This window comes from Gammaproteobacteria bacterium (genome assembly GCA_028819075.1).
Classification (GTDB): Bacteria; Gemmatimonadota; Gemmatimonadetes; order Longimicrobiales; family Gaopeijiaceae; genus BD2-11.
In genome coordinates, this window is the sequence record JAPPMM010000023.1 from 20216 (window position 1) to 37269 (window position 17054).

Here is a 17054-nt window from a genome sequence, read left to right on the forward strand (position 1 = left end):
GCAATGACCAGCAACTCGAGGCCGGAGCATCTCGGCAAGACCCTGCGCGGAGAGCCGGTGACGCTGCTCGAAGCCATCAGCGAAGCCCTCTTCGAGGAGATGGAGCGGGACTCGTCGGTTTTTCTGATGGGCGAGGATATCGGGGTCTACGGGGGCGCGTTCAAGGTGACGCGAGGCTTCCTCGACCATTTCGGCGCCGAACGGGTCATCGACACTCCGATCTCCGAGGCCGGCTTCACCGGCGCCGCAGCGGGGGCGGCCCACATGGGGCTTCGCCCGGTGGTGGAGATGCAGTTCATGGACTTCATCTCGCCGGCCTACGACGTGATCACCAACTACCTCGCCACCTCCCGATACCGGGGCAGCGGGAGCGTGCCGGTCGTGGTGCGCGGCCCGGTTGGCGGCGGCAACCGGGGCGGTCCCTTCCACTCCCAGAACGTGGAGATGGCTTTCTTCCATACCCCCGGGCTCAAGATCGTCTATCCGAGCACCGCCTACGACGCCAAGGGGCTCATGAAGTCCGCCATTCGCGACGACGACCCGGTCATCTTCGAAGAGCACAAGAGCCTCTACCGGGCGCCCCATCTGCGGGAAGTGCTGCCGCCGGAGGACTACGTGGTGCCGCTGGGCAAGGCGCGGCGCGCGTGCGAAGGCGGGGACGCGACTATCGTCACCTATGGCGCGATGGTGCACGCCAGCCTGGAGGCGGCAGCCGCGCTGGAGAAGGACGACGGGGTCGGGATCGAGGTGCTGGACCTGCGCACCCTCCTTCCCATGGACGACGCGGCGATCGCCGAGAGCGTGAAGAAGACCGGGCGGCTGCTCATCGTGCACGAGGACACACGCACCGGCGGGATCGCGGGCGAAATCGCCATGCGCGTGAACGAGCAGGCGTTCGAGTGGCTGGACGCGCCGATTCTGCGCGTCACCGCGATCGATTCGCCGGTCCCCTACGCGGGCGGGCTGGAGGACTACTTTCTGCCGCGGGTGTCGGACATCGTCACCACGTGCCGCTATCTTACGGGGTATTGATGATGCCCAGAGTATTGCCGATGCCGGGCTCCAGAGCCCGAACGTCCTGCCGCAAGCAACGGAGTGTCTGTCGTGTCCCGCATTGAAGTGCCGATGCCCCAGATGGGCGAGTCGATCGCCGAGGGGACGGTCTCGCGCTGGTTGAAGGCGGTTGGAGACCGCGTCGAGGTCGACGAGCCCATTCTCGAGATCTCGACCGACAAGGTCGACGCGGAAATTCCGTCTCCCAGCGGCGGAGTGCTGGTGGAGATCACCGTCCCGGAGGGAGAGACGGTGGAGGTGGGAACCATCGTCGGCGTGATCGACCCGGCAGGCGACGGGGCCGACGGCGGGGTCGCGCCGACTGCCGCGACCGAAGTGGCCGGCGAGCCCGCCGGAGCGGCGGCCGCCCCGCAGGCGGCTGACGCCGCAACCACCGCCGGGCTCGCCGGAGCCCCGGACGGGAAACCCGCTCCCGCGACCGACCCCTCCCCCGCGACGGCCGACCGCCCCGCCACCCCCGCGACCGCGGAAGAACGCCTCCGCCGCCGTTCCACCCCGGTGGTGCGCCGCATCGCCGCCGAGCACGGTGTCGACATCGCCCGGGTCGCCGGCACCGGCCACGCCGGCCGGGTGACCAAGCAGGACATCCTCAACTTCATCGAGGCGCGCAAGCAGGAAGCTGCGGCTGCGGCCGCCGCCCCCGACGCCGAGCCCCGTGCACCCGCCCCCGACGCAGCTCCCCCAGCTCCTCCCGCTGCTCCCGGTCCCGTGCTCAGCGCCGACGAGCTGTGGACGGCTTTCTACGGCGAGGTGCGCAATCCCGAGTTCCGCGCCCGCTCCGCCGACCGCGTGGAACCGATGGACAAGATCCGCCGCCTCACCGCCGACCACATGGTGGTGGCGAAGCGGGTGGCGCCCCACGTCCACTCCTTCATCGAGGTCGACTTCACCCGCATCGACGAGCTGCGGCGACGCAACCGCGAGGCGTGGCAGGCGCGCGGCGCGCGGGTCAGCTACACCGCCTTCATCGCCTGGGCCTGCTCGCGGCTGCTGCGCGACTACCCGATGGTCAACTCGGTCGTGTCGGGCCGGAGCGTCATCTACCGGGGCAACGTCAACCTGGGCATCGCGGTCGACCTGAACCCCGGCCTGATCGTGCCCGTCATCCACGACGCGGACGACTTCAGCCTGGTGGGCATGGCGCGACGCATCGCCGATCTGGCCGCGCGCGCCCGGGCCCGCAAGCTCGACCCCGCGGACATCCAGGGGGCGACCTTCTCGATCACCAATCCGGGCGTGCTGGGCACGGTGGTGGGCATGCCCATCATCCCCAAGGGGACGGCGGCCATCCTGGGAACGGGCGCCATCGAGAAGCGGGTCGTGGTGGTGACCGACCCGGCCGGCGGCCACGACGCGATGGCGATCCGCAAGCGCGCGTTCTTCTCGCTCGGGTACGATCACCGGATCGTCGACGGGGCCGACGCGGCGCGCTTCATCGCCGACCTGCGCACCACCCTGGCCGAGTTCCCCGGGGACGCCTAGAGCAGCCCGCGCCCCCCGTGCCACCGCCCGCCGCGTCAACGTCCCGCCGCCCGGCCGCGCAGCCGGCTCGGCCCGCCCCGCCGCCTCAATCCGACCGCCGCCCGCCCGCCCCGCCGCCTCGGCCCGCGCCCGCCGCGCCACCGCAGCCGGCGACCCTCGAAGTCACCCGCCTCGGGCTGGTCGAATACGCGCGCGCCCTCGACCTGCAGGCCGGCCTGGTGCGCCGGCGCGCGGCCGGCGAGATCCCCGACCAGCTCCTCCTGCTCGAGCACCCGCACGTGGTGACGCTGGGGTCGAGCGCCCACCGCGACCACGTCCTGGCCAGCGACGCCCAGTTGCGCGCGCGGGGCATCGAGCTCTTCGAGGCGGGCAGGGGAGGCGACGTGACCTACCACGGGCCAGGGCAACTGGTCGGCTACCCGATCCTCCGGCTCCGCCCGGAGCGCCGCGATCTGCACCGCTACCTGAGGGACCTGGAGGAGGTGCTCATCCGCGCGCTGGCGGCGTTCGGGGTGCCCGCCGCACGGGCGGAGGGCTTGACCGGCGTCTGGACCGGGGGACGGAAGATCGCCGCCATCGGCATCCGGGTCTCGTCGGGCTGGGTCACGTCGCACGGCTTCGCGCTGAACGTCGATCCCGACCTCGGCTATTTCACCAACATCGTCCCCTGCGGCATCCACGGCCGCGAGGTCACCTCGCTCGCCGAATGCACCGGCCAGCGCGTGCCGATGGCGGCGGTCGAGGACGCTGTCGTGTCCGCGTTCGCGGAAGTGTTCGCCGCCTCTCCAGCGCATCGCACCTGAGGCGCAGCGCCGTGGCCCGAACCCCTCCCCGATACTCGCGCGGGCGCATCAACCGCGCCGGCAAGGCGCTCGCCAACGCCGACCGGGACCGCTCGTCCCCTGAGCTCCGCGAAGACATGCGCGTGCTCAACAACTGGAGGGCCGCGCACGGCTTCCCGCTGAGCGAGCTGCACGACCGGCTGCGCGCCGAGGCCACGAACATCGCGGCCGACGCCGTCGTCTCCCAGAGGCTCAAGACCACGCCGTCGACGCTGTCGAAGCTGCGCCGCTTCCCCCGCATGCAGCTCGCCCGCATGCAGGACCTGGGCGGCTGCAGGGCCGCGGTCCACACCATCGAGCAGGTGCGGGAACTGCGCGACGCCTACCTGGCCCTGGACCTGGGCCACAAGCTCATCCGCAACATCGACTACATCGACCGTCCCAAGCCTTCCGGCTACCGCGGGGTGCACCTCATCTACCGCTACCAGAGCGACGACGCCTTCAACGGGCTCGTCATCGAGGTCCAGATGCGCTCGCGGCTGCAGCACGCCTGGGCGACCGCCGTGGAAACCGCCGGAGCCTTCCTGCACCACGCCCTCAAGTTCAGCGAGGGGGAACAGGAGTGGCTCCGCTTCTTCGCCCTCGCCAGTTCGGCGCTCGCCCTCAAGGAGGGGAGTCCGACTGTCCCCGACACGCCGTCCCGGGAATCCACCCTTCACCGGGAGGTGCGGGAGTACGCCACGCGCCTGAACGTGGTGGCGCGCATGCGCGAGTACGGGCAGCTCATCCGCAACATGTCCACGTTCAAGCGCATCGGCGCCTACTACTTCCTTCTGGAGCGCAGGCCGGCCGAGGGGATGACCCTCATCATCCCCTACGAAAGGGACGAGCTCGAGGAGGCTTCCGCGGATTACCTCGCATTCGAGGAGGAGGGCCGCGACGTGGTGCTCGTTTCCACGGACTCGCTCGAGGATGTCAGGCGCGCGTACCCCAACTACTGGCTCGACGCACGCCTCTTCCTGCGGGAGATGCAAGGGATCCTCTGAGGCGCCGGCTCAGGCCTCGCGGCCCCGTCGAGAGACGGTCTCCGCCTCGCCACGACGCGGTCTGCGAGCGGTCGAGAGCGGATTTGGGAATTCATCCGAAATTCGTCCCGAATACCCCTTGACACGGCCGAAACGGACCCCTATCATGGTAGTCCGATTCGAGCGCAGCAGGCTCACAGTCGATGGCGATGGTCATCCCTGGAGAGCAGCTCGGAGAGGGAAGCTCGCTGAGGCGGGACGCCGAGGCAGCGGGCGCGAGCCGGGACTTGAGCCCCGGTGAGCCGGCGGAGGGGTCGCTGTCCTCCGCTAGTAGCCCCGAAAGCGAAGGGGCACCTGAGCCGCACGTTGCGCGGCGAGGGGAAAAGGGACCAGGGCCGGTCGGCCGCACGCGGCCGGGATTCAAGCGGCGGAGCTGGTGCCGGCAGCGAGAAGAGGGCCCCCGAGTTCGGTGTGCCGAACCGGGGGCCGCTTCGTTTAACCCTTCCCGCGTTTGACGCACCTGCGAGCGTGACGCTCGGAAGGCTGCCGTCCCCGCCGTGCCCGGGCGAGCCTTCAGTCCTCGGGCGGCGCCCCCTCGAAGAAATCGAAGTAGCGCTCTTTCGTCTCGCGCTGCTCCTCCAGCCACTCCTCGAAGCCGGAGTCCACCGCGCCCCCCGAGTCGAGCTGTTCGGTCGCGGCGCGCACCGCGAGGGCGTGCACGTACTCGTTTCTGGGATTCCCCGAGTGTCCGCGGACCCACTCCCAGCTAACCTTGTGGGATTCGGCCAGGACGAGCGCCCGCTTCCAGAGTTCGACGTTCTCGACCGCGCCCCGCTTGCGCTTCCATCCGCGGGCGCGCCATCCGCGAACCCACTCGTTCATGCCGCGCACCAGGTACTGGCTGTCGGAGACGAAGCGGATTCTGCTGGGCCGCCGGATCGCACCGAGCCCCGCGATTGCGCTCATCAGCGCCATGCGGTTGTTGGTCGTGTCGGCCTCGGAGAGCCAGAAATCCTTGCGAACCCAGGCGTCGCCCCGCCAGAACTCGAGCAGTCCGGCGGCTCCCCCGGGCCGCTGCCGGTCCTTGAACTGGTTCCCGAGGCAGGATTCGTCGGCGTGAATATGGACCATGCTCTCAATCTAACGGAAGGGTCCGGGGTGGTGCGGTCCGCGGCTCCCCTTGGACGCCCGCTCGCGACTTCCTAGATTCCTGCCGACGCTCCTCCGCGCGAGCCGCGCAACCGCCCCCCCACCCATCCGCCGCCCTTGATCCGGACCACGAAGCGCGCCGAAGCCTGCCTGCTCCTGGAGGATGGCCGGCGCTTCGACGGGTTCTTCCTGGGGAAGCGCGGCGAGGCCCTCGGCGAGGTCGTCTTCAACACGGCGATGACAGGCTATCAGGAAATCCTCACCGACCCGTCCTACACGGGGCAACTGGTGACGATGACCTACCCGCTCATCGGCAACTACGGGGTCAACGACGCCGACCAGGAATCGGCGCGTCCGGCCGCCGCCGGCTTCGTGGTACGCGAGGTCGCGCGCGCACACAGCTCGTGGCGCGCCACCTCCGGGCTGGAGGACTACCTGATCCGGCACGGCGTGGTCGGCATCCAGTCGGTGGACACGCGCGCGGTAACGCGACACATCCGCGCGGCGGGGGCCATGCGGGCCGCCATCGCCGACGCCGACACCGCCGAGAGGGCGCTGCTCGAGCGCATCCGCGCCCATCCACGCATGGAAGGGCTCGACCTGGCCGGCGGGGTCTCGACGCCGGAGCGCTACGTGGTTGAGCCGGCGGGCACGGCGCGCTTTCGGGTGTTCGCCTACGACCTGGGGGTGAAGGCCAACTCGCCGCGGCTCCTGTCCGAGCGCGGCTGCCAGGTGACCGTCGTGCCCGCGCAAACGCCGGCCGAGGAGATCGCGCGCGAACGGCCGGACGGGCTCTTCGTGTCAAACGGCCCGGGCGACCCCGCTGCGGTGGAGATGGCCATCGGGACCATCCGCCGGTGCGCGCACGACGGCGTCCCGGTGTTCGGGATCTGCCTCGGGCACCAGCTCATCGCGCGCGCCTTCGGCGCGGAGACGTTCAAGCTGCCCTTCGGGCATCACGGTGCCAACCACCCGGTGCGCAACCTGGACCTGGGCACGGTGGAGATCACCTCGCAGAACCACGGCTTCGCGGTCAGGGGCGGAGACGGGGACGCGATTCCGGGAGCTCCGGAACTGCGCCTCACTCACCTCAACCTCTACGACGGCACCGTGGAGGGGATGGCCCACCGCTCCCTCCCGGTCTTCTGCGTGCAGTACCATCCCGAGGCGGCGCCCGGCCCGCACGACAGCCGCTACCTGTTCGACGACTTCGTTTCGCTGATGGAGGCGGCTGGCCGGACAGTCGGCGCGCGCGCCGCCTTGCCTTGACGCTCCCCCGGATTGCGCCTACCCTAACCCCCGTGCTCGTGCGTCGGTCTGGCCGATTCGTTGTAAGACAAAAACACGAAATCGTGCGACATTTTCGTGAAAAGGGGTGCGGATCCCCGGCGAATGTCGCCTTCCAATCAGCGACTGATTCCCCACAGGTTTCGCATGACCAAAGCCGATCTCGTCCAGCAGGTGGCGGACGCCATTGGACCCGGGGTTACGAGGAAGGACTGCGCTCTGGTGGTGGATGGCTTCCTGAACGCCATCAAGCAGGCCGTGGCGAGCGGCGAGAACATCGAGATCAGGGGCTTTGGCACCTTCAAGGTACGCCGGCGCAAGGCACGGATGGCGCGCAATCCACGGACGGGAGATCCCGTGCGCGTGCCCGCCCGCGCGGTCCCCGTCTTCAAGCCGTCCAGGCTGCTCCGCTCCCAGGTCGTTCGTCTGGACGATACGGGCGGCTGAGCCCGGGCACCTTCCCGTGCGGGTACAGGCGCGCTTCTTCGCCGCGTATCGCGAGCTGACCGGCGCCTCGCGGGCCGAGGTGGACCTCCCCGAGGGGGCCACGGTCGCCGATCTCATCGACACCCTGCGCGGGCGGGGACCGTCGTTCGGCGTACTTCCGCCCAGGCCGGCGGTCGCGGTCAACCTCGAGTACGCGCCTCCGGAGACGGAACTCAGCGACGGAGACGAGGTGGCCTTCATCCCGCCGGTGGCCGGGGGTTAGAGGCACGCCATGCCCTACGCGGAGATCACCGCCGACCCGCTCGACCCGGCGCGTCTGCTGGCGCGCGTGGGCTCGCCCGAAGACGGCGCCGTGCTCCTGTTCCTGGGGACGGTGCGCAACCACGCCGACGGGCGCTCGGTCTCCGGGATGCAGTACGAGGGCTACCAGGAGATGGCGCTCGAGGTGCTGCGCCGCATCGCGGAAGAGGCGAGCGAGCGCTTCTCCACCCCCAAGCTGGCGGTCACGCATCGCCTGGGAGCGCTCGAGATCGGCGAGGTGAGCGTGGTGGTCGCGGTGTCGAGCCCGCACCGTGCGGAGGCCTACGGCGCGTCGCGCTACGTGATGGAAGAGATCAAGCGGCGGCTTCCGGTGTGGAAAAAGGAGTTTTACGTTGAGGGAGCCGCCGAGTGGGTGAGGGGTACGGTTCCACCTGCCGATGGAAGTCCGGCTCCGCACTCCGGCGCCGGCGACCCGTGACCGTCCGCCGCGGACCAGGGAGCGTCCGATGATGCCTGACACCAAGCCGGCTTCTTCGAAGGTGCGGAGTCTTCCGGACGCCGCCGCCTCGCGCTCGATGGTCGACTCCTTCGGGCGCCGCATCGAATACCTGCGCATCTCGGTCACCGACAAGTGCAACCTGCGCTGCGTCTACTGCATGCCCGTGGAAGGGCTGCCCTGGCTCAAGCGCGACGAGATCCTGGACTACGAGGAGATCGCGCGCGTAGTGCGGACGATGGCGAAGATGGGGCTCAGGCGGCTGCGCATCACCGGGGGCGAGCCGCTGGTGCGCCGCGACCTCTCCTCCCTGATCCGGATGCTCTCCGCCATCGACGGGATCGAGAACATCGCCCTGTCCACCAACGCGGTGCTGCTCGAGGACCAGGCGGAGGAGCTGAAGGCGGCGGGCGTCGACCGGGTGAACATCTCGCTCGACTCGCTGCGCGCGGACCGCGCCGACACCATCGCCCGGCGTCCCGGCACCCTCGACAAGGTGCTGCGCGGGCTGGCGGCGGCCGAGGCCGTCGGCTTCGAGCCGATCAAGATCAACGTCGTGCTGATGCGCGACTCCAACGACGACGAGATCGCCGACTTCGCGGCCATCACCCGCGAGCGCCCCTGGCACATCCGCTTCATCGAGATCATGCCCACCGGCTCAAACACCGACCTGTCGGCGGACAGCTTCATCTCGTGCAACGAAGCGCTCGAGCGGGTGCGCGAGCTCGGCGACCTCAAGCCCGTGCAGGGCCCGCTGGGCAACGGCCCCGCCACCTATTACCGCTTCGACGGCGCGCCCGGCACCATCGGGGTCATCACCCCCATGAGCCACAACTTCTGCGACCGCTGCAACCGCATGCGCCTCACTGCGGACGGCCAGTTGCGCCCGTGCCTGTTCGGCTCCATCCAGACCGACCTGCGGAGCCCGCTGCGCCAAGGCGAGGACATCCGTCCGCTCGTCGAGGAGACCCTGCGCATCAAACCCGAGCGCCACTGGCTGGTGCAGGGGAGCACCGAGGGCTCCGGCGGGCTCATCGCCCTGAGTCAGACCGGCGGGTAGTGGCCGCAGGATCTTCCGGCGGCACCGGCTTCTCCGGTCACTGTAACTCACTGAGCATATCCGCTCGCTTGCTTACCTACACCCCTGTCCTGAGGAGAATTCCGAGAATCCCATGAGCGCACGAAAGATCACCGTGGTTGGCGCGGGCCATGTGGGCGAGAGCTGCGCCCAGCGGCTGGCGGAGAAGGAGCTGGCGGAGGAAGTCGTCCTCATCGACATCATCGACGGCATTCCCCAGGGGAAGGCGCTGGACCAGTGGGAGAGCGCGCCCATCGAGGGGTTCGACACCCGCGTCGTGGGGGCGAACGACTACGAGCCCGCCGCCGGGTCCGACATCTTCATCGTCACCGCCGGCATCGCGCGTAAGCCGGGCATGTCGCGCGACGATCTGCTGAACACCAACGCGCGCATCGTGAGTTCGGTGTCGTCGGAGATCGCGCGGGTGGCGCCCGACTCAATCATCATGATGGTCTCGAACCCGCTCGACGTGATGGCGTACGTGGCGCTCGACACCACGGGATTCCCGCGCGAGCGCGTGATCGGGATGGCCGGGGTCCTGGACACGGCCCGCTACCGCTCCTTCGTGGCGCTCGAGCTGGACGTGAGCGTCGAGGACATCCAGGCGCTGGTGCTGGGCGGGCACGGCGACACCATGGTGCCGCTGGTCAACTACACCTCGGTGAGCGGCATCCCGCTGACGGAGCTGCTGCCGCGCGACCGCATCGACGCGCTCATCGAGCGCACCCGCAACGGGGGCGCGGAGATCGTCGGGTACCTGAAGACGGGGAGCGCCTACTACGCGCCCTCGGCGGCCGCCGTGCAGATGGCCGAGGCGATCGTGAAGAACAAGCGGCGCATCCTGCCGTGCGCGGCGTACCTGCAAGGCGAGTACGGGCACGAGGGCATTTTCCTCGGGGTGCCGTGCAAGCTGGGACGGGGCGGGCTGGTGGAGGTGGTCGAACTGACGCTCTCCGACGAGGAGCAGGCGATGCTCGACGGCAGCGCCGAGCATGTGCGCTCGACGATGGGGGCGCTCAGCTAGACAGGATGCCTCGGCGCGGGCGCCGCGATGTGATTCCGGGACGCTCGCGGGCCTCTACGGGCGCGAGAACACCGCCATGTCGAGGTCGTCCGGGTTGATCTCGACTTCGCTCATGCGCAGGATCTTCCACACGCGGCCCTGCCTGACGTGTACGCGGGCGCCGACATAGGGGTAGCCCTCGTCGGTGCGCAGGTCCGTCCAGCGGTTGTGGTCGACGCCGCCGGTTCCCCCGGTCTGGTAGGTCACCTCGACCGGCCAGGTGCGCCCATCCTCGAAGTAGTAGTGCCAGACATCGCTCCCGACCCCCTCGCCGAAGGTGACCATGACGTCGTGGCGGTCCTGGGCATCGCGCCCCTGGTAGGCGAGGTTCACGCCCGGGTCGCGCAGCTTGAAGGGGAGCGCCATCCAGTAGTTGACGTCGCCGGAGACGTAGCGCACCTCGTCGCGGTCGCGGTCGCCGGGTTCGAGCGGCTCGCCGTTGCGGAGGGCCCAGTCGGCGATCCCGTCCCAGCCCTGCTCGATGTAGTCGTTGCCCTCCCAGCGGTCGATGCGCGCTAGCTCGCCCATGTCGGTGCGCGCGATTGTGACGTAGCGCGGGCGGGCGCGGCGCATGCGGCCGGTCTCCGGGTCGTAGAACTCGGTGGTGAAGGTGTAGCGGGCGCTGTGGAACCCGGAGTAGGTCTCCATGCCGCCCACCGATTCGATCCAGGCGTCCACGAGCGCCATCGCCTCCGGATCCGCGTAGTCGGGGCCGGAGCCGGCCTGGGCGGAAAGTTCGGCGCCCCCGGCGAGGGCGAGCGCCACGAGCAGCGTCAGCAGGCTTGAAGTCACACGCATCCCGGGCCTCCCCCGAAAATCCCTCAACAGGTGTTTACGATTCGGCAAACCATATCGTCGCCAAAATAATGCACCACGGGCGGGCGATCCAATGTGGCGCCGACTCGGGGGCCGCGGTTTGGCATCCGGAAGCCGTCTTCCTATGTTGCCTCGCCATCGTTCGCCGCGGGCCGCGCGCCGGCGCCCGGCGGACATCCTCCCCGACCCCATCCCCCGCGACCCCGCATGCCCATCCGAAGCGACCACTGGATTCAGAAGATGGCGGAGGAGCACGGGATGATCGAGCCGTTCGAGGCCGGACAGGTGCGTGATGGATGCATCTCGTACGGCCTGTCGTCCTACGGCTACGACATCCGCGTCGCCGCCGACTTCAAGGTGTTCACCAACGTCCACAACGTGATCGTCGATCCCAAGCGCTTCGACGACCGCTCCTTCGTGGACATCCCCGAAGATGCGTGCATCATCCCGCCCAACTCCTTCGCCCTGGGGCGCACCGTCGAGTACTTCCGCATCCCGCGGGACACGCTGGTGGTGTGCGTGGGCAAGTCGACGTACGCGCGCTGCGGGATCATCGTCAACGTGACCCCGCTCGAGCCCACCTGGTGCGGCCACCTCACGCTCGAGATCTCGAACACGACGCCGCTGCCCGCGAAGATCTACGCGAATGAGGGCATCGCCCAACTGCTATTCCTGCAGGGAGACCGGGAGCCGCGCATCGCGTACGCGGACCGGAAGGGCAAGTACCAGGACCAGAAAGGGGTTACGCTGCCGAAGCTGTAGGGGCGCGCCTGTCCCTGGGGGCCGGCAGAGTCCGCGTCGCCCTTCGCCGGATTTCGTTGTCCTCCACCGGCGGACGCTGTCTCAAGGGGACGGCGTGACGGACCGGGAAGGCTCATTCAGGGCGCCGAACTCGAGCACACGCCTTCGCCTTCGTGGCGGTCGATGCCTGCCAGCCATTCCTGGAAACGGGCATTGGCGGGAGAACACAGGTCGGTGGACACCCAGTTGAACACCTGGAGCGGCAGATGCACGAACTGCTGCGGGAGCGGTCCCGTCAGTTGCTCGTTGCTGCGGAGGTAGAGCCTCTGAAGCCTATGGAGCCCCCCCAGCTCGTGAGGCACGGGCCCGGACAACTGGTTGTAATGAAGCCCGAGAAACGTGAGCGACGCCAACGCACCAAGTTCGTCGGGGATCTCACCCGTCAGCTGATTGCAGCAGAGGCTCAATAGCCGGAGGTGCGTGAGCCTGCCTAGGGTGGTGGGAATGGGACCCAAAAGTAGATTCCCATGCAGCCTGAGCTCGTTGAGGCGGGAGAGGTTGCCGAGGTTCGCCGGAATCGTGCCGGTCAGTCGATTGCCGGAGAGCCCCAGGTCCTCGAGGTTGGCCAGTCGGCCGAGTTCGGGAGGGATCGAGCCGGAGAATCTGTTGCCGTGGAGTCGCAGACTTCGGAGCCTCGCGAGGTTGGACAATTCGCTCGGAATCGGACCTGAAAAGTGGTTCGACACCAGGTTCAGTTCTTCAAGGTCCGCGAATTCGGCCAGGTAGGGCGGCAGCGTCCCATTCAGGCCGTTGGCCGACAGGTTGAGGGTATGAAGCCCGGTGAGGTGCCGGAGTTCATCAGGGAGGGGTCCCACCAGTCCGTTGACCTGGAGATTCAACGAGGTAACCCGTCCCTCCACGTCGGTGACCACACCACGCCAGGTGCCGATCGGCTGATCCGTCAGCCAGTTTTCGCTGTTCGTCCAGGTCGCCCCGCCGGTCGCGTTGTAGAGAGCGACGAGCGCCGCCCGGTCCCGGTTCTGGACTACGATGCGGGCGCTCGCGGTCAGGCTCGAGGCGGGCAACTGCGCCGAGATCCCGGCTGATCCCGGGCGTACCCCGGTCACCAGGCCGGCTGCGTCCACCGTCGCGACCGATTCGTCGTCGGACAGCCAGGTGACGTCGGCATCCGTGACCGCATTCCCGTTTGCATCCCGTACGTCCGCGGTCAACCGCAGCGTTTCCCGTGGGCTGAGCACTGCGGAGTCGGGAGAGACGGTCAGCGATGCCACCTCTTGCTCCACGGTGAAATTCACGGTCGCCGACACCGGGTCGGACGACGCCGAAACCGTAGCGCTGCCGTTTCCGACTGCGGTCACCAGCCCCGACGAACTGACGGTGACGACCGACTCGTCGTCGGAAGCCCAGGTGACGGTCGCGTCCGCGACCGGATGGCCGTTCGCGTCGACAACTTCCGCGGACATCTGCAACGTTCCCCCGAGGGCCCGCAAGACCTGTGGATCCGGCGTCAACCGCACCTCGGCGGCTTCTTGCCCCACGGACAGCTCCGCGACACCCGACGTCCCATCGGTGGAAGCCGTTACCTGGGCGCTGCCGTTACCTGTGGCCGTGACCAGCCCGTCGCGGCTGACCGTAACAACCGCTTCATCACTCGATTCCCAGGCGACTCTGGCACCCGCCACCGAATGACCGTTCGCATCGATGACCTCTGCGGACATCCGCAGCGTGTCGCCGATCGCCCGGAGAACGGTGGAATCCGGGGTCAACCGCACTTCGGCGGTCTCCTGCTCGACGGCGAAGTCCGCTACGGCCGACGCCTGATCGGCCGTAGCCGTTACCTGAGCGCTGCCGTTGCCCGTGGCCGTGACCAGCCCGTCGCGGCTGACCGTAACTACCGCTTCATCGCTCGACTCCCAGGCGACTCCGGCATTCGCCACCGAATGACCGTTCGCATCGATGACCTCTGCCGACATCTGCCGCGTGGTGCCGATCGCCCGGAGAACCAGAGAATCCGGGGTCAACCGCACCTCGGCGACCTGCTGTTCAACGGCTATCGCCGCACTCCCGGAAGCCCCGCCGCCCCGGACGGTGGCGGTCACGTTGGTAGCTCCGTTTCCGACCGCCGTAACGACTCCGGAAGCGTCCACAGTGACGATTCCTGCGTCGCTGCTTGCCCAGTTGACGGCGACGCCGGTCATGGGAGCGCCGGTCTGGTCGCGGACGGTCGCAGTCAAGTGGACGGTCTGCCCGAGGGAAGCCAGCACGGCGGAAGGAGGTGTGATTGCCAGCGTCGTGGGTACCGGCGGAGGTGCCTCGACCACCGTTCCCATGTCTCCGCAGGCGAGAATCAGAGCCGGAAGGAGGAGAAGCACATGCCGGAGGGGAGCGACACTGCCAATGGACGTCATGGAATCCCTCCAACGGGGAAGTCGGCCGTCGAGACGCCGGACATCCGGAAGGCCTGGAGCGAACGCGGAAAGAGTAGAGGCCGCTACGACCCCGGGTTCACCTCCAGCAGCTCGACCTCGAAGATCAGCACCGAGCCCGCGGGGATGAGGGGGCTCGGGGATTGGGTGCCGTAGGCCAGTTGCGGGGGGATGACGAGTTGGCGGACGCCGCCGACCCTCATGCCCGGGAGCCCTTCCTCCCACCCGTCGATGACCCTGCCGGCGCCGGTCGGGACGGCGAACGGCTGGTTGCGAGTGTGCGAGGAGTCGAAGAGAGTCCCGTCGTTGAGCCAGCCGTCGTAGTGAACGACCATGACATCGCCAGAGACCGTGGGTTCGCCCTCGCCTACCTCAAGGTCCCGGATGTAGAGCCCCGAAGACTGGCGATCCATCGCGGAGAGGTCGACGCCCAGGGACGAGGCGTAGCTGATCTGGGCGGGGTCCTGGAGTTCGACTTCGACCGGCCCGTTCTCGTCGCCGCCGCAGGCCGCCAATGTGAGGGCGAGGGGAAGGATGAGGGTGCGGAGGGGGCGCGCGGGAGAGGACGTGAGCATGTTTTTCCGGGTCGGTCGAGTGGGGTTCGATGTGCACAGCAAGCTAGCCGTAGCGGTTGGCGATGCACAGGGCGAAGGGCGACGCCATCCGGGGTTGCCAATTCTTGCCAAACCTCATATCCTCTGAGCATGAGCACCATGAACATCTCCCTGCCCGCCCAACTCAAGACGTTCGTCGACGAGCAGGTGGCGGGCCGCGGCTACGGCAGCTGCAGCGCGTACATCCGGGAACTTATTCGCGACGATCGAGATCGGGTGCACCTTCGCAGCCTCCTGCTGGAAGGCGCTGAGTCTCCACTCTCGGTCCTCGCCGACACCACCTACTTCGAGACACTGCGCACCGGGGTTCGCCGCCACTCGAAGGAATGACGCCGAGGTCCGTGGTCCTGCGGGCGTCAGCCCGACGGGATGTGGACGAGGTGGTCGCCCGCTATCTGGAAGAGGCGGGAGCGCAGGTGGCACTCGGGTTCATCGATGCCCTTGAAGGAGCCTTCCGGCAGCTCGCCGACCACCCGGATTCCGGGTCTCCCCGCTATGGTCAGGAATTGAACTTGCCGAGGCTGCGCTCTTGGCCGGTCAAGGCGCACCCGCATGTCGTTTTCTACATGATGGCGAGCGAGGTCGTCGATGTGTGGCGCGTTCTGCACGGGCGGCGAGACATCCCGGCGGGGTTACGGGACAAGTGACTTGTCGAAGGACAACCCTGACGTTACGTGCGGGTTATGCCAGGCCTCCCGAGATCGGATCGGGAGCCTCGATGGCCCAGTGCTCCGATTCGTACCGTTCGACGAGCGTCACCAGGGCTTCCAGCTTGTCGGACTCCGGCGTTCCTGCGGCGACTCCCATGAGGCGGTCGATCTCAGCGAGCGCCTCATTGTAGTCGGTTTCGCTACTGATGGGTCTGATCGTCATCCTGGATTCCTGGACTGGGAGGCGTCGATCTTGTCGTGCTGCGGGTGGGTTCCCACAAATCGCACGAAGCAAACGAGTTGCCGGCCGAGGCACCCTTGGCCAACGTCTTGGAATCTAACCCGGAATCCCGTTGGGGAGAGAGAGAGCGGATGACGTTGATCGATCGAGTGCAGAAGTGGCGTGAGGAAGGGAGACGGCAATCGCTCGAGAAGGGCATCGAACAGGGTCGGCGTGAGGGCTTCGAGCGAGGTCGGCGGGAGGGCATCGAACTGGGAATCCAGGAAGGTGTCGAGCGGGGTCGGATGGCGGGCGAACGCGAGCTGGTGTCGTGGCTGGTCGCGCGAAGGATCGGTGCCGCCGCAGCCGTCCACTTTGTCCCGGTGCTCAACAGGCTTTCCGAGGAGGAGCGCGTCAGGGCCATCACGCAGTTGCCAACGCACAACAAGTTCGCGGACATCCGGGACCTCGATGCGGTCGACTCCGCCGAGGAGCTGGAAGAGCTGGCCGAGTCGGTGGCGGAGTGGGTCGCGCAAACGGACGCGTCGGAACTTGTGGACCGATTCAGGAAGTGGGTCCACTTGGTGGTTGCGCCGCACCTCTATTTCGCGAGAGGGACGCGGGAACCCGGAATCCTGGGCGAGCCGGCCGCGCCGATTCTGACGGTATTCGAGCAGTCACGGCAACTGGACGAGGAAATCGATGAACAGTGGTTCAACGAGGGCCTCGAACGAGGTCGACGCTGGGGCGTCGAGGACGGTTGGCGGAAGGGCATCGAGGCGGGCATGCAACAAGGACTCGAGCAGGGTTGGACGGAGGTGGAACGCAGACTCGTTGAAGGACTCATCGCCGAGAAGTTCGATCCGGGCGATGCCGAGACTCTTGCACCGGTCCTTGGCAGTCCGTCCGCCCCGGATCGCATGCTGGTGATCGGCGATGTGGTTCTCGACTGCGGGACGGCCGAGGAGGTCGTCGCGCGGATGGGGGATGGGTGAGCAGATCGTGGAGAGCACGTTCCACGACCTTTCTTCGCCGCCTCGACGCGGTGCTCGAGAGAAGATGGACTACAACGAGATTATCTTTGAGGTAGCCGACGCCCCAGAAGGCGGATACGAAGCCCGGGCGCTCGGCCACGGCTTCTTCACGCAGGGCGAGGACTGGGAGGACCTGAAGGAAATGGTCCGGGACGCGGTGCGCTGCCACTTTGCTGTCGACGTTGTCCCCGGCGTGATCAGATTGGACTACGTGAGGGATGAGGCGATTGCCGTATGAGACTCCCCCGCGATCTCTCTGGACGAGATCTCGCCGGTCGGGGGGGAGGATGGGTGAACATGGCCGAGGAAGCTGCCCAACCCTGACGTTACGTGAGGGTTTCGCTCCGGGCGCCAACAGCAACGTCGGAACGCGCCGGTAGCTGCCCAT

20 protein-coding genes are annotated in these 17054 nt (G+C 68.0%); 15 read left to right on the forward strand and 5 right to left on the reverse strand.

Annotation, left to right across the window (positions count from 1 at the left end):
• Window positions 1-3: 3 nt before the first annotated feature.
• The 4 genes from OXU32_05565 (at window position 4) to OXU32_05580 (ending at window position 4384) form a co-directional block, all read left to right on the forward strand.
• Window positions 4-1032: a pyruvate dehydrogenase complex E1 component subunit beta gene (locus OXU32_05565; GenBank protein ID MDE0073434.1), complete on the forward strand. Its 1029-nt coding sequence runs from the start codon at window positions 4-6 to the stop codon at window positions 1030-1032.
• Window positions 1033-1104: 72 nt separating this feature from the next.
• On the forward strand, window positions 1105-2556 hold the full coding sequence (locus tag OXU32_05570) for a dihydrolipoamide acetyltransferase family protein (protein MDE0073435.1): 1452 nt from the start codon (window positions 1105-1107) through the stop codon (window positions 2554-2556).
• Between the two features lie 17 nt (window positions 2557-2573).
• On the forward strand, window positions 2574-3359 hold the full coding sequence (gene lipB, locus OXU32_05575) for a lipoyl(octanoyl) transferase LipB (GenBank protein MDE0073436.1): 786 nt from the start codon (window positions 2574-2576) through the stop codon (window positions 3357-3359).
• A gap of 11 nt (window positions 3360-3370) precedes the next feature.
• Window positions 3371-4384, forward strand: coding sequence for a RelA/SpoT domain-containing protein (locus tag OXU32_05580; protein MDE0073437.1), 1014 nt, complete (start codon window positions 3371-3373; stop codon window positions 4382-4384).
• A 552-nt stretch (window positions 4385-4936) separates the two neighbouring features.
• Here OXU32_05580 and OXU32_05585 read toward each other — a convergent pair.
• Window positions 4937-5494: a ribonuclease HI gene (locus OXU32_05585; GenBank protein MDE0073438.1), complete on the reverse strand. Its 558-nt coding sequence runs from the start codon at window positions 5492-5494 to the stop codon at window positions 4937-4939.
• Between the two features lie 135 nt (window positions 5495-5629).
• Between OXU32_05585 and carA the strand changes: the two genes are divergently transcribed.
• The 6 genes from carA (at window position 5630) to mdh (ending at window position 10105) form a co-directional block, all read left to right on the forward strand.
• The gene (carA, locus tag OXU32_05590; GenBank protein MDE0073439.1) at window positions 5630-6781 is read left to right on the forward strand and encodes a glutamine-hydrolyzing carbamoyl-phosphate synthase small subunit; all 1152 of its coding nucleotides are present in this window, start codon (window positions 5630-5632) and stop codon (window positions 6779-6781) included.
• Window positions 6782-6946: 165 nt separating this feature from the next.
• A complete protein-coding gene (locus tag OXU32_05595; protein MDE0073440.1) occupies window positions 6947-7246 on the forward strand; it encodes an integration host factor subunit beta in 300 nt (99 codons plus the stop codon).
• Between the two features lie 16 nt (window positions 7247-7262).
• Entirely contained in the window at window positions 7263-7508 is a 246-nt protein-coding gene (moaD, locus tag OXU32_05600) for a molybdopterin converting factor subunit 1 (protein MDE0073441.1), read from the forward strand.
• A 9-nt stretch (window positions 7509-7517) separates the two neighbouring features.
• The gene (locus OXU32_05605) at window positions 7518-7985 is read left to right on the forward strand and encodes a molybdenum cofactor biosynthesis protein MoaE (protein ID MDE0073442.1); all 468 of its coding nucleotides are present in this window, start codon (window positions 7518-7520) and stop codon (window positions 7983-7985) included.
• Window positions 7986-8013: 28 nt separating this feature from the next.
• The gene (gene moaA, locus OXU32_05610; protein MDE0073443.1) at window positions 8014-9063 is read left to right on the forward strand and encodes a GTP 3',8-cyclase MoaA; all 1050 of its coding nucleotides are present in this window, start codon (window positions 8014-8016) and stop codon (window positions 9061-9063) included.
• Window positions 9064-9175: 112 nt separating this feature from the next.
• Window positions 9176-10105, forward strand: a complete 930-nt coding sequence (mdh, locus tag OXU32_05615) for a malate dehydrogenase (GenBank protein ID MDE0073444.1) — start codon at window positions 9176-9178, stop codon at window positions 10103-10105.
• 54 nt (window positions 10106-10159) lie between these two features.
• On the opposite strand, the gene OXU32_05620 is transcribed toward mdh, so the two are convergent.
• Window positions 10160-10942 (reverse strand): DUF6503 family protein, encoded by a 783-nt coding sequence (locus OXU32_05620; GenBank protein ID MDE0073445.1) that lies wholly within the window; start codon window positions 10940-10942, stop codon window positions 10160-10162.
• 225 nt (window positions 10943-11167) lie between these two features.
• On the opposite strand from OXU32_05620, the gene dcd reads away from it, so the two are divergent.
• Window positions 11168-11722 (forward strand): dCTP deaminase, encoded by a 555-nt coding sequence (gene dcd, locus OXU32_05625; protein ID MDE0073446.1) that lies wholly within the window; start codon window positions 11168-11170, stop codon window positions 11720-11722.
• Between the two features lie 116 nt (window positions 11723-11838).
• Here the strand turns inward: dcd and OXU32_05630 are convergent, their stop codons facing one another.
• On the reverse strand, window positions 11839-14130 hold the full coding sequence (locus tag OXU32_05630; protein MDE0073447.1) for an Ig-like domain-containing protein: 2292 nt from the start codon (window positions 14128-14130) through the stop codon (window positions 11839-11841).
• Window positions 14131-14213: 83 nt separating this feature from the next.
• Window positions 14214-14723 carry an FKBP-type peptidyl-prolyl cis-trans isomerase gene (locus OXU32_05635; GenBank protein ID MDE0073448.1) on the reverse strand — a complete coding sequence of 170 codons (510 nt, stop codon included), beginning with the start codon at window positions 14721-14723 and terminating at the stop codon, window positions 14214-14216.
• A gap of 129 nt (window positions 14724-14852) precedes the next feature.
• On the opposite strand from OXU32_05635, the gene OXU32_05640 reads away from it, so the two are divergent.
• Entirely contained in the window at window positions 14853-15092 is a 240-nt protein-coding gene (locus OXU32_05640; protein MDE0073449.1) for a type II toxin-antitoxin system ParD family antitoxin, read from the forward strand.
• Window positions 15089-15409: a type II toxin-antitoxin system RelE/ParE family toxin gene (locus tag OXU32_05645; GenBank protein MDE0073450.1), complete on the forward strand. Its 321-nt coding sequence runs from the start codon at window positions 15089-15091 to the stop codon at window positions 15407-15409. The genes OXU32_05640 and OXU32_05645 overlap by 4 nt, the downstream gene beginning before the upstream one ends.
• Window positions 15410-15443: 34 nt before the next feature.
• Here OXU32_05645 and OXU32_05650 read toward each other — a convergent pair whose 3' ends face one another.
• Window positions 15444-15635 (reverse strand): transcriptional regulator, encoded by a 192-nt coding sequence (locus OXU32_05650; GenBank protein MDE0073451.1) that lies wholly within the window; start codon window positions 15633-15635, stop codon window positions 15444-15446.
• A gap of 149 nt (window positions 15636-15784) precedes the next feature.
• Here OXU32_05650 and OXU32_05655 point away from each other — a divergent pair, with 149 nt between their 5' ends.
• Both OXU32_05655 and OXU32_05660 read left to right on the forward strand, forming a co-directional pair.
• Window positions 15785-16627 carry a hypothetical protein gene (locus OXU32_05655; protein ID MDE0073452.1) on the forward strand — a complete coding sequence of 281 codons (843 nt, stop codon included), beginning with the start codon at window positions 15785-15787 and terminating at the stop codon, window positions 16625-16627.
• A gap of 64 nt (window positions 16628-16691) precedes the next feature.
• Complete coding sequence (locus tag OXU32_05660) at window positions 16692-16904, forward strand: 2-oxoisovalerate dehydrogenase (GenBank protein MDE0073453.1); 213 nt, start codon at window positions 16692-16694, stop codon at window positions 16902-16904.
• Window positions 16905-17054 lie beyond the last annotated feature (150 nt).

Bases quoted from the DNA above. Each gene is read 5' to 3' on its own strand.
- mdh (MDE0073444.1), top strand. From the start codon at position 9,176: ATGAGCGCACGAAAGATCACCGTGGTTGGCGCGGGCCATGTGGGCGAG.
- OXU32_05660 (MDE0073453.1), top strand. From the start codon at position 16,692: ATGGACTACAACGAGATTATCTTTGAGGTAGCCGACGCCCCAGAAGGC.
- OXU32_05595 (MDE0073440.1), top strand. From the start codon at position 6,947: ATGACCAAAGCCGATCTCGTCCAGCAGGTGGCGGACGCCATTGGACCC.
- OXU32_05585 (MDE0073438.1), bottom strand. From the start codon at position 5,494: ATGGTCCATATTCACGCCGACGAATCCTGCCTCGGGAACCAGTTCAAG.
- OXU32_05635 (MDE0073448.1), bottom strand. From the start codon at position 14,723: ATGCTCACGTCCTCTCCCGCGCGCCCCCTCCGCACCCTCATCCTTCCC.
- OXU32_05655 (MDE0073452.1), top strand. From the start codon at position 15,785: ATGACGTTGATCGATCGAGTGCAGAAGTGGCGTGAGGAAGGGAGACGG.
- moaA (MDE0073443.1), top strand. From the start codon at position 8,014: ATGATGCCTGACACCAAGCCGGCTTCTTCGAAGGTGCGGAGTCTTCCG.
- OXU32_05605 (MDE0073442.1), top strand. From the start codon at position 7,518: ATGCCCTACGCGGAGATCACCGCCGACCCGCTCGACCCGGCGCGTCTG.
- OXU32_05630 (MDE0073447.1), bottom strand. From the start codon at position 14,130: ATGACGTCCATTGGCAGTGTCGCTCCCCTCCGGCATGTGCTTCTCCTC.
- OXU32_05650 (MDE0073451.1), bottom strand. From the start codon at position 15,635: ATGACGATCAGACCCATCAGTAGCGAAACCGACTACAATGAGGCGCTC.
- OXU32_05620 (MDE0073445.1), bottom strand. From the start codon at position 10,942: ATGCGTGTGACTTCAAGCCTGCTGACGCTGCTCGTGGCGCTCGCCCTC.
- dcd (MDE0073446.1), top strand. From the start codon at position 11,168: ATGCCCATCCGAAGCGACCACTGGATTCAGAAGATGGCGGAGGAGCAC.
- OXU32_05645 (MDE0073450.1), top strand. From the start codon at position 15,089: ATGACGCCGAGGTCCGTGGTCCTGCGGGCGTCAGCCCGACGGGATGTG.
- OXU32_05640 (MDE0073449.1), top strand. From the start codon at position 14,853: ATGAGCACCATGAACATCTCCCTGCCCGCCCAACTCAAGACGTTCGTC.
- OXU32_05565 (MDE0073434.1), top strand. From the start codon at position 4: ATGACCAGCAACTCGAGGCCGGAGCATCTCGGCAAGACCCTGCGCGGA.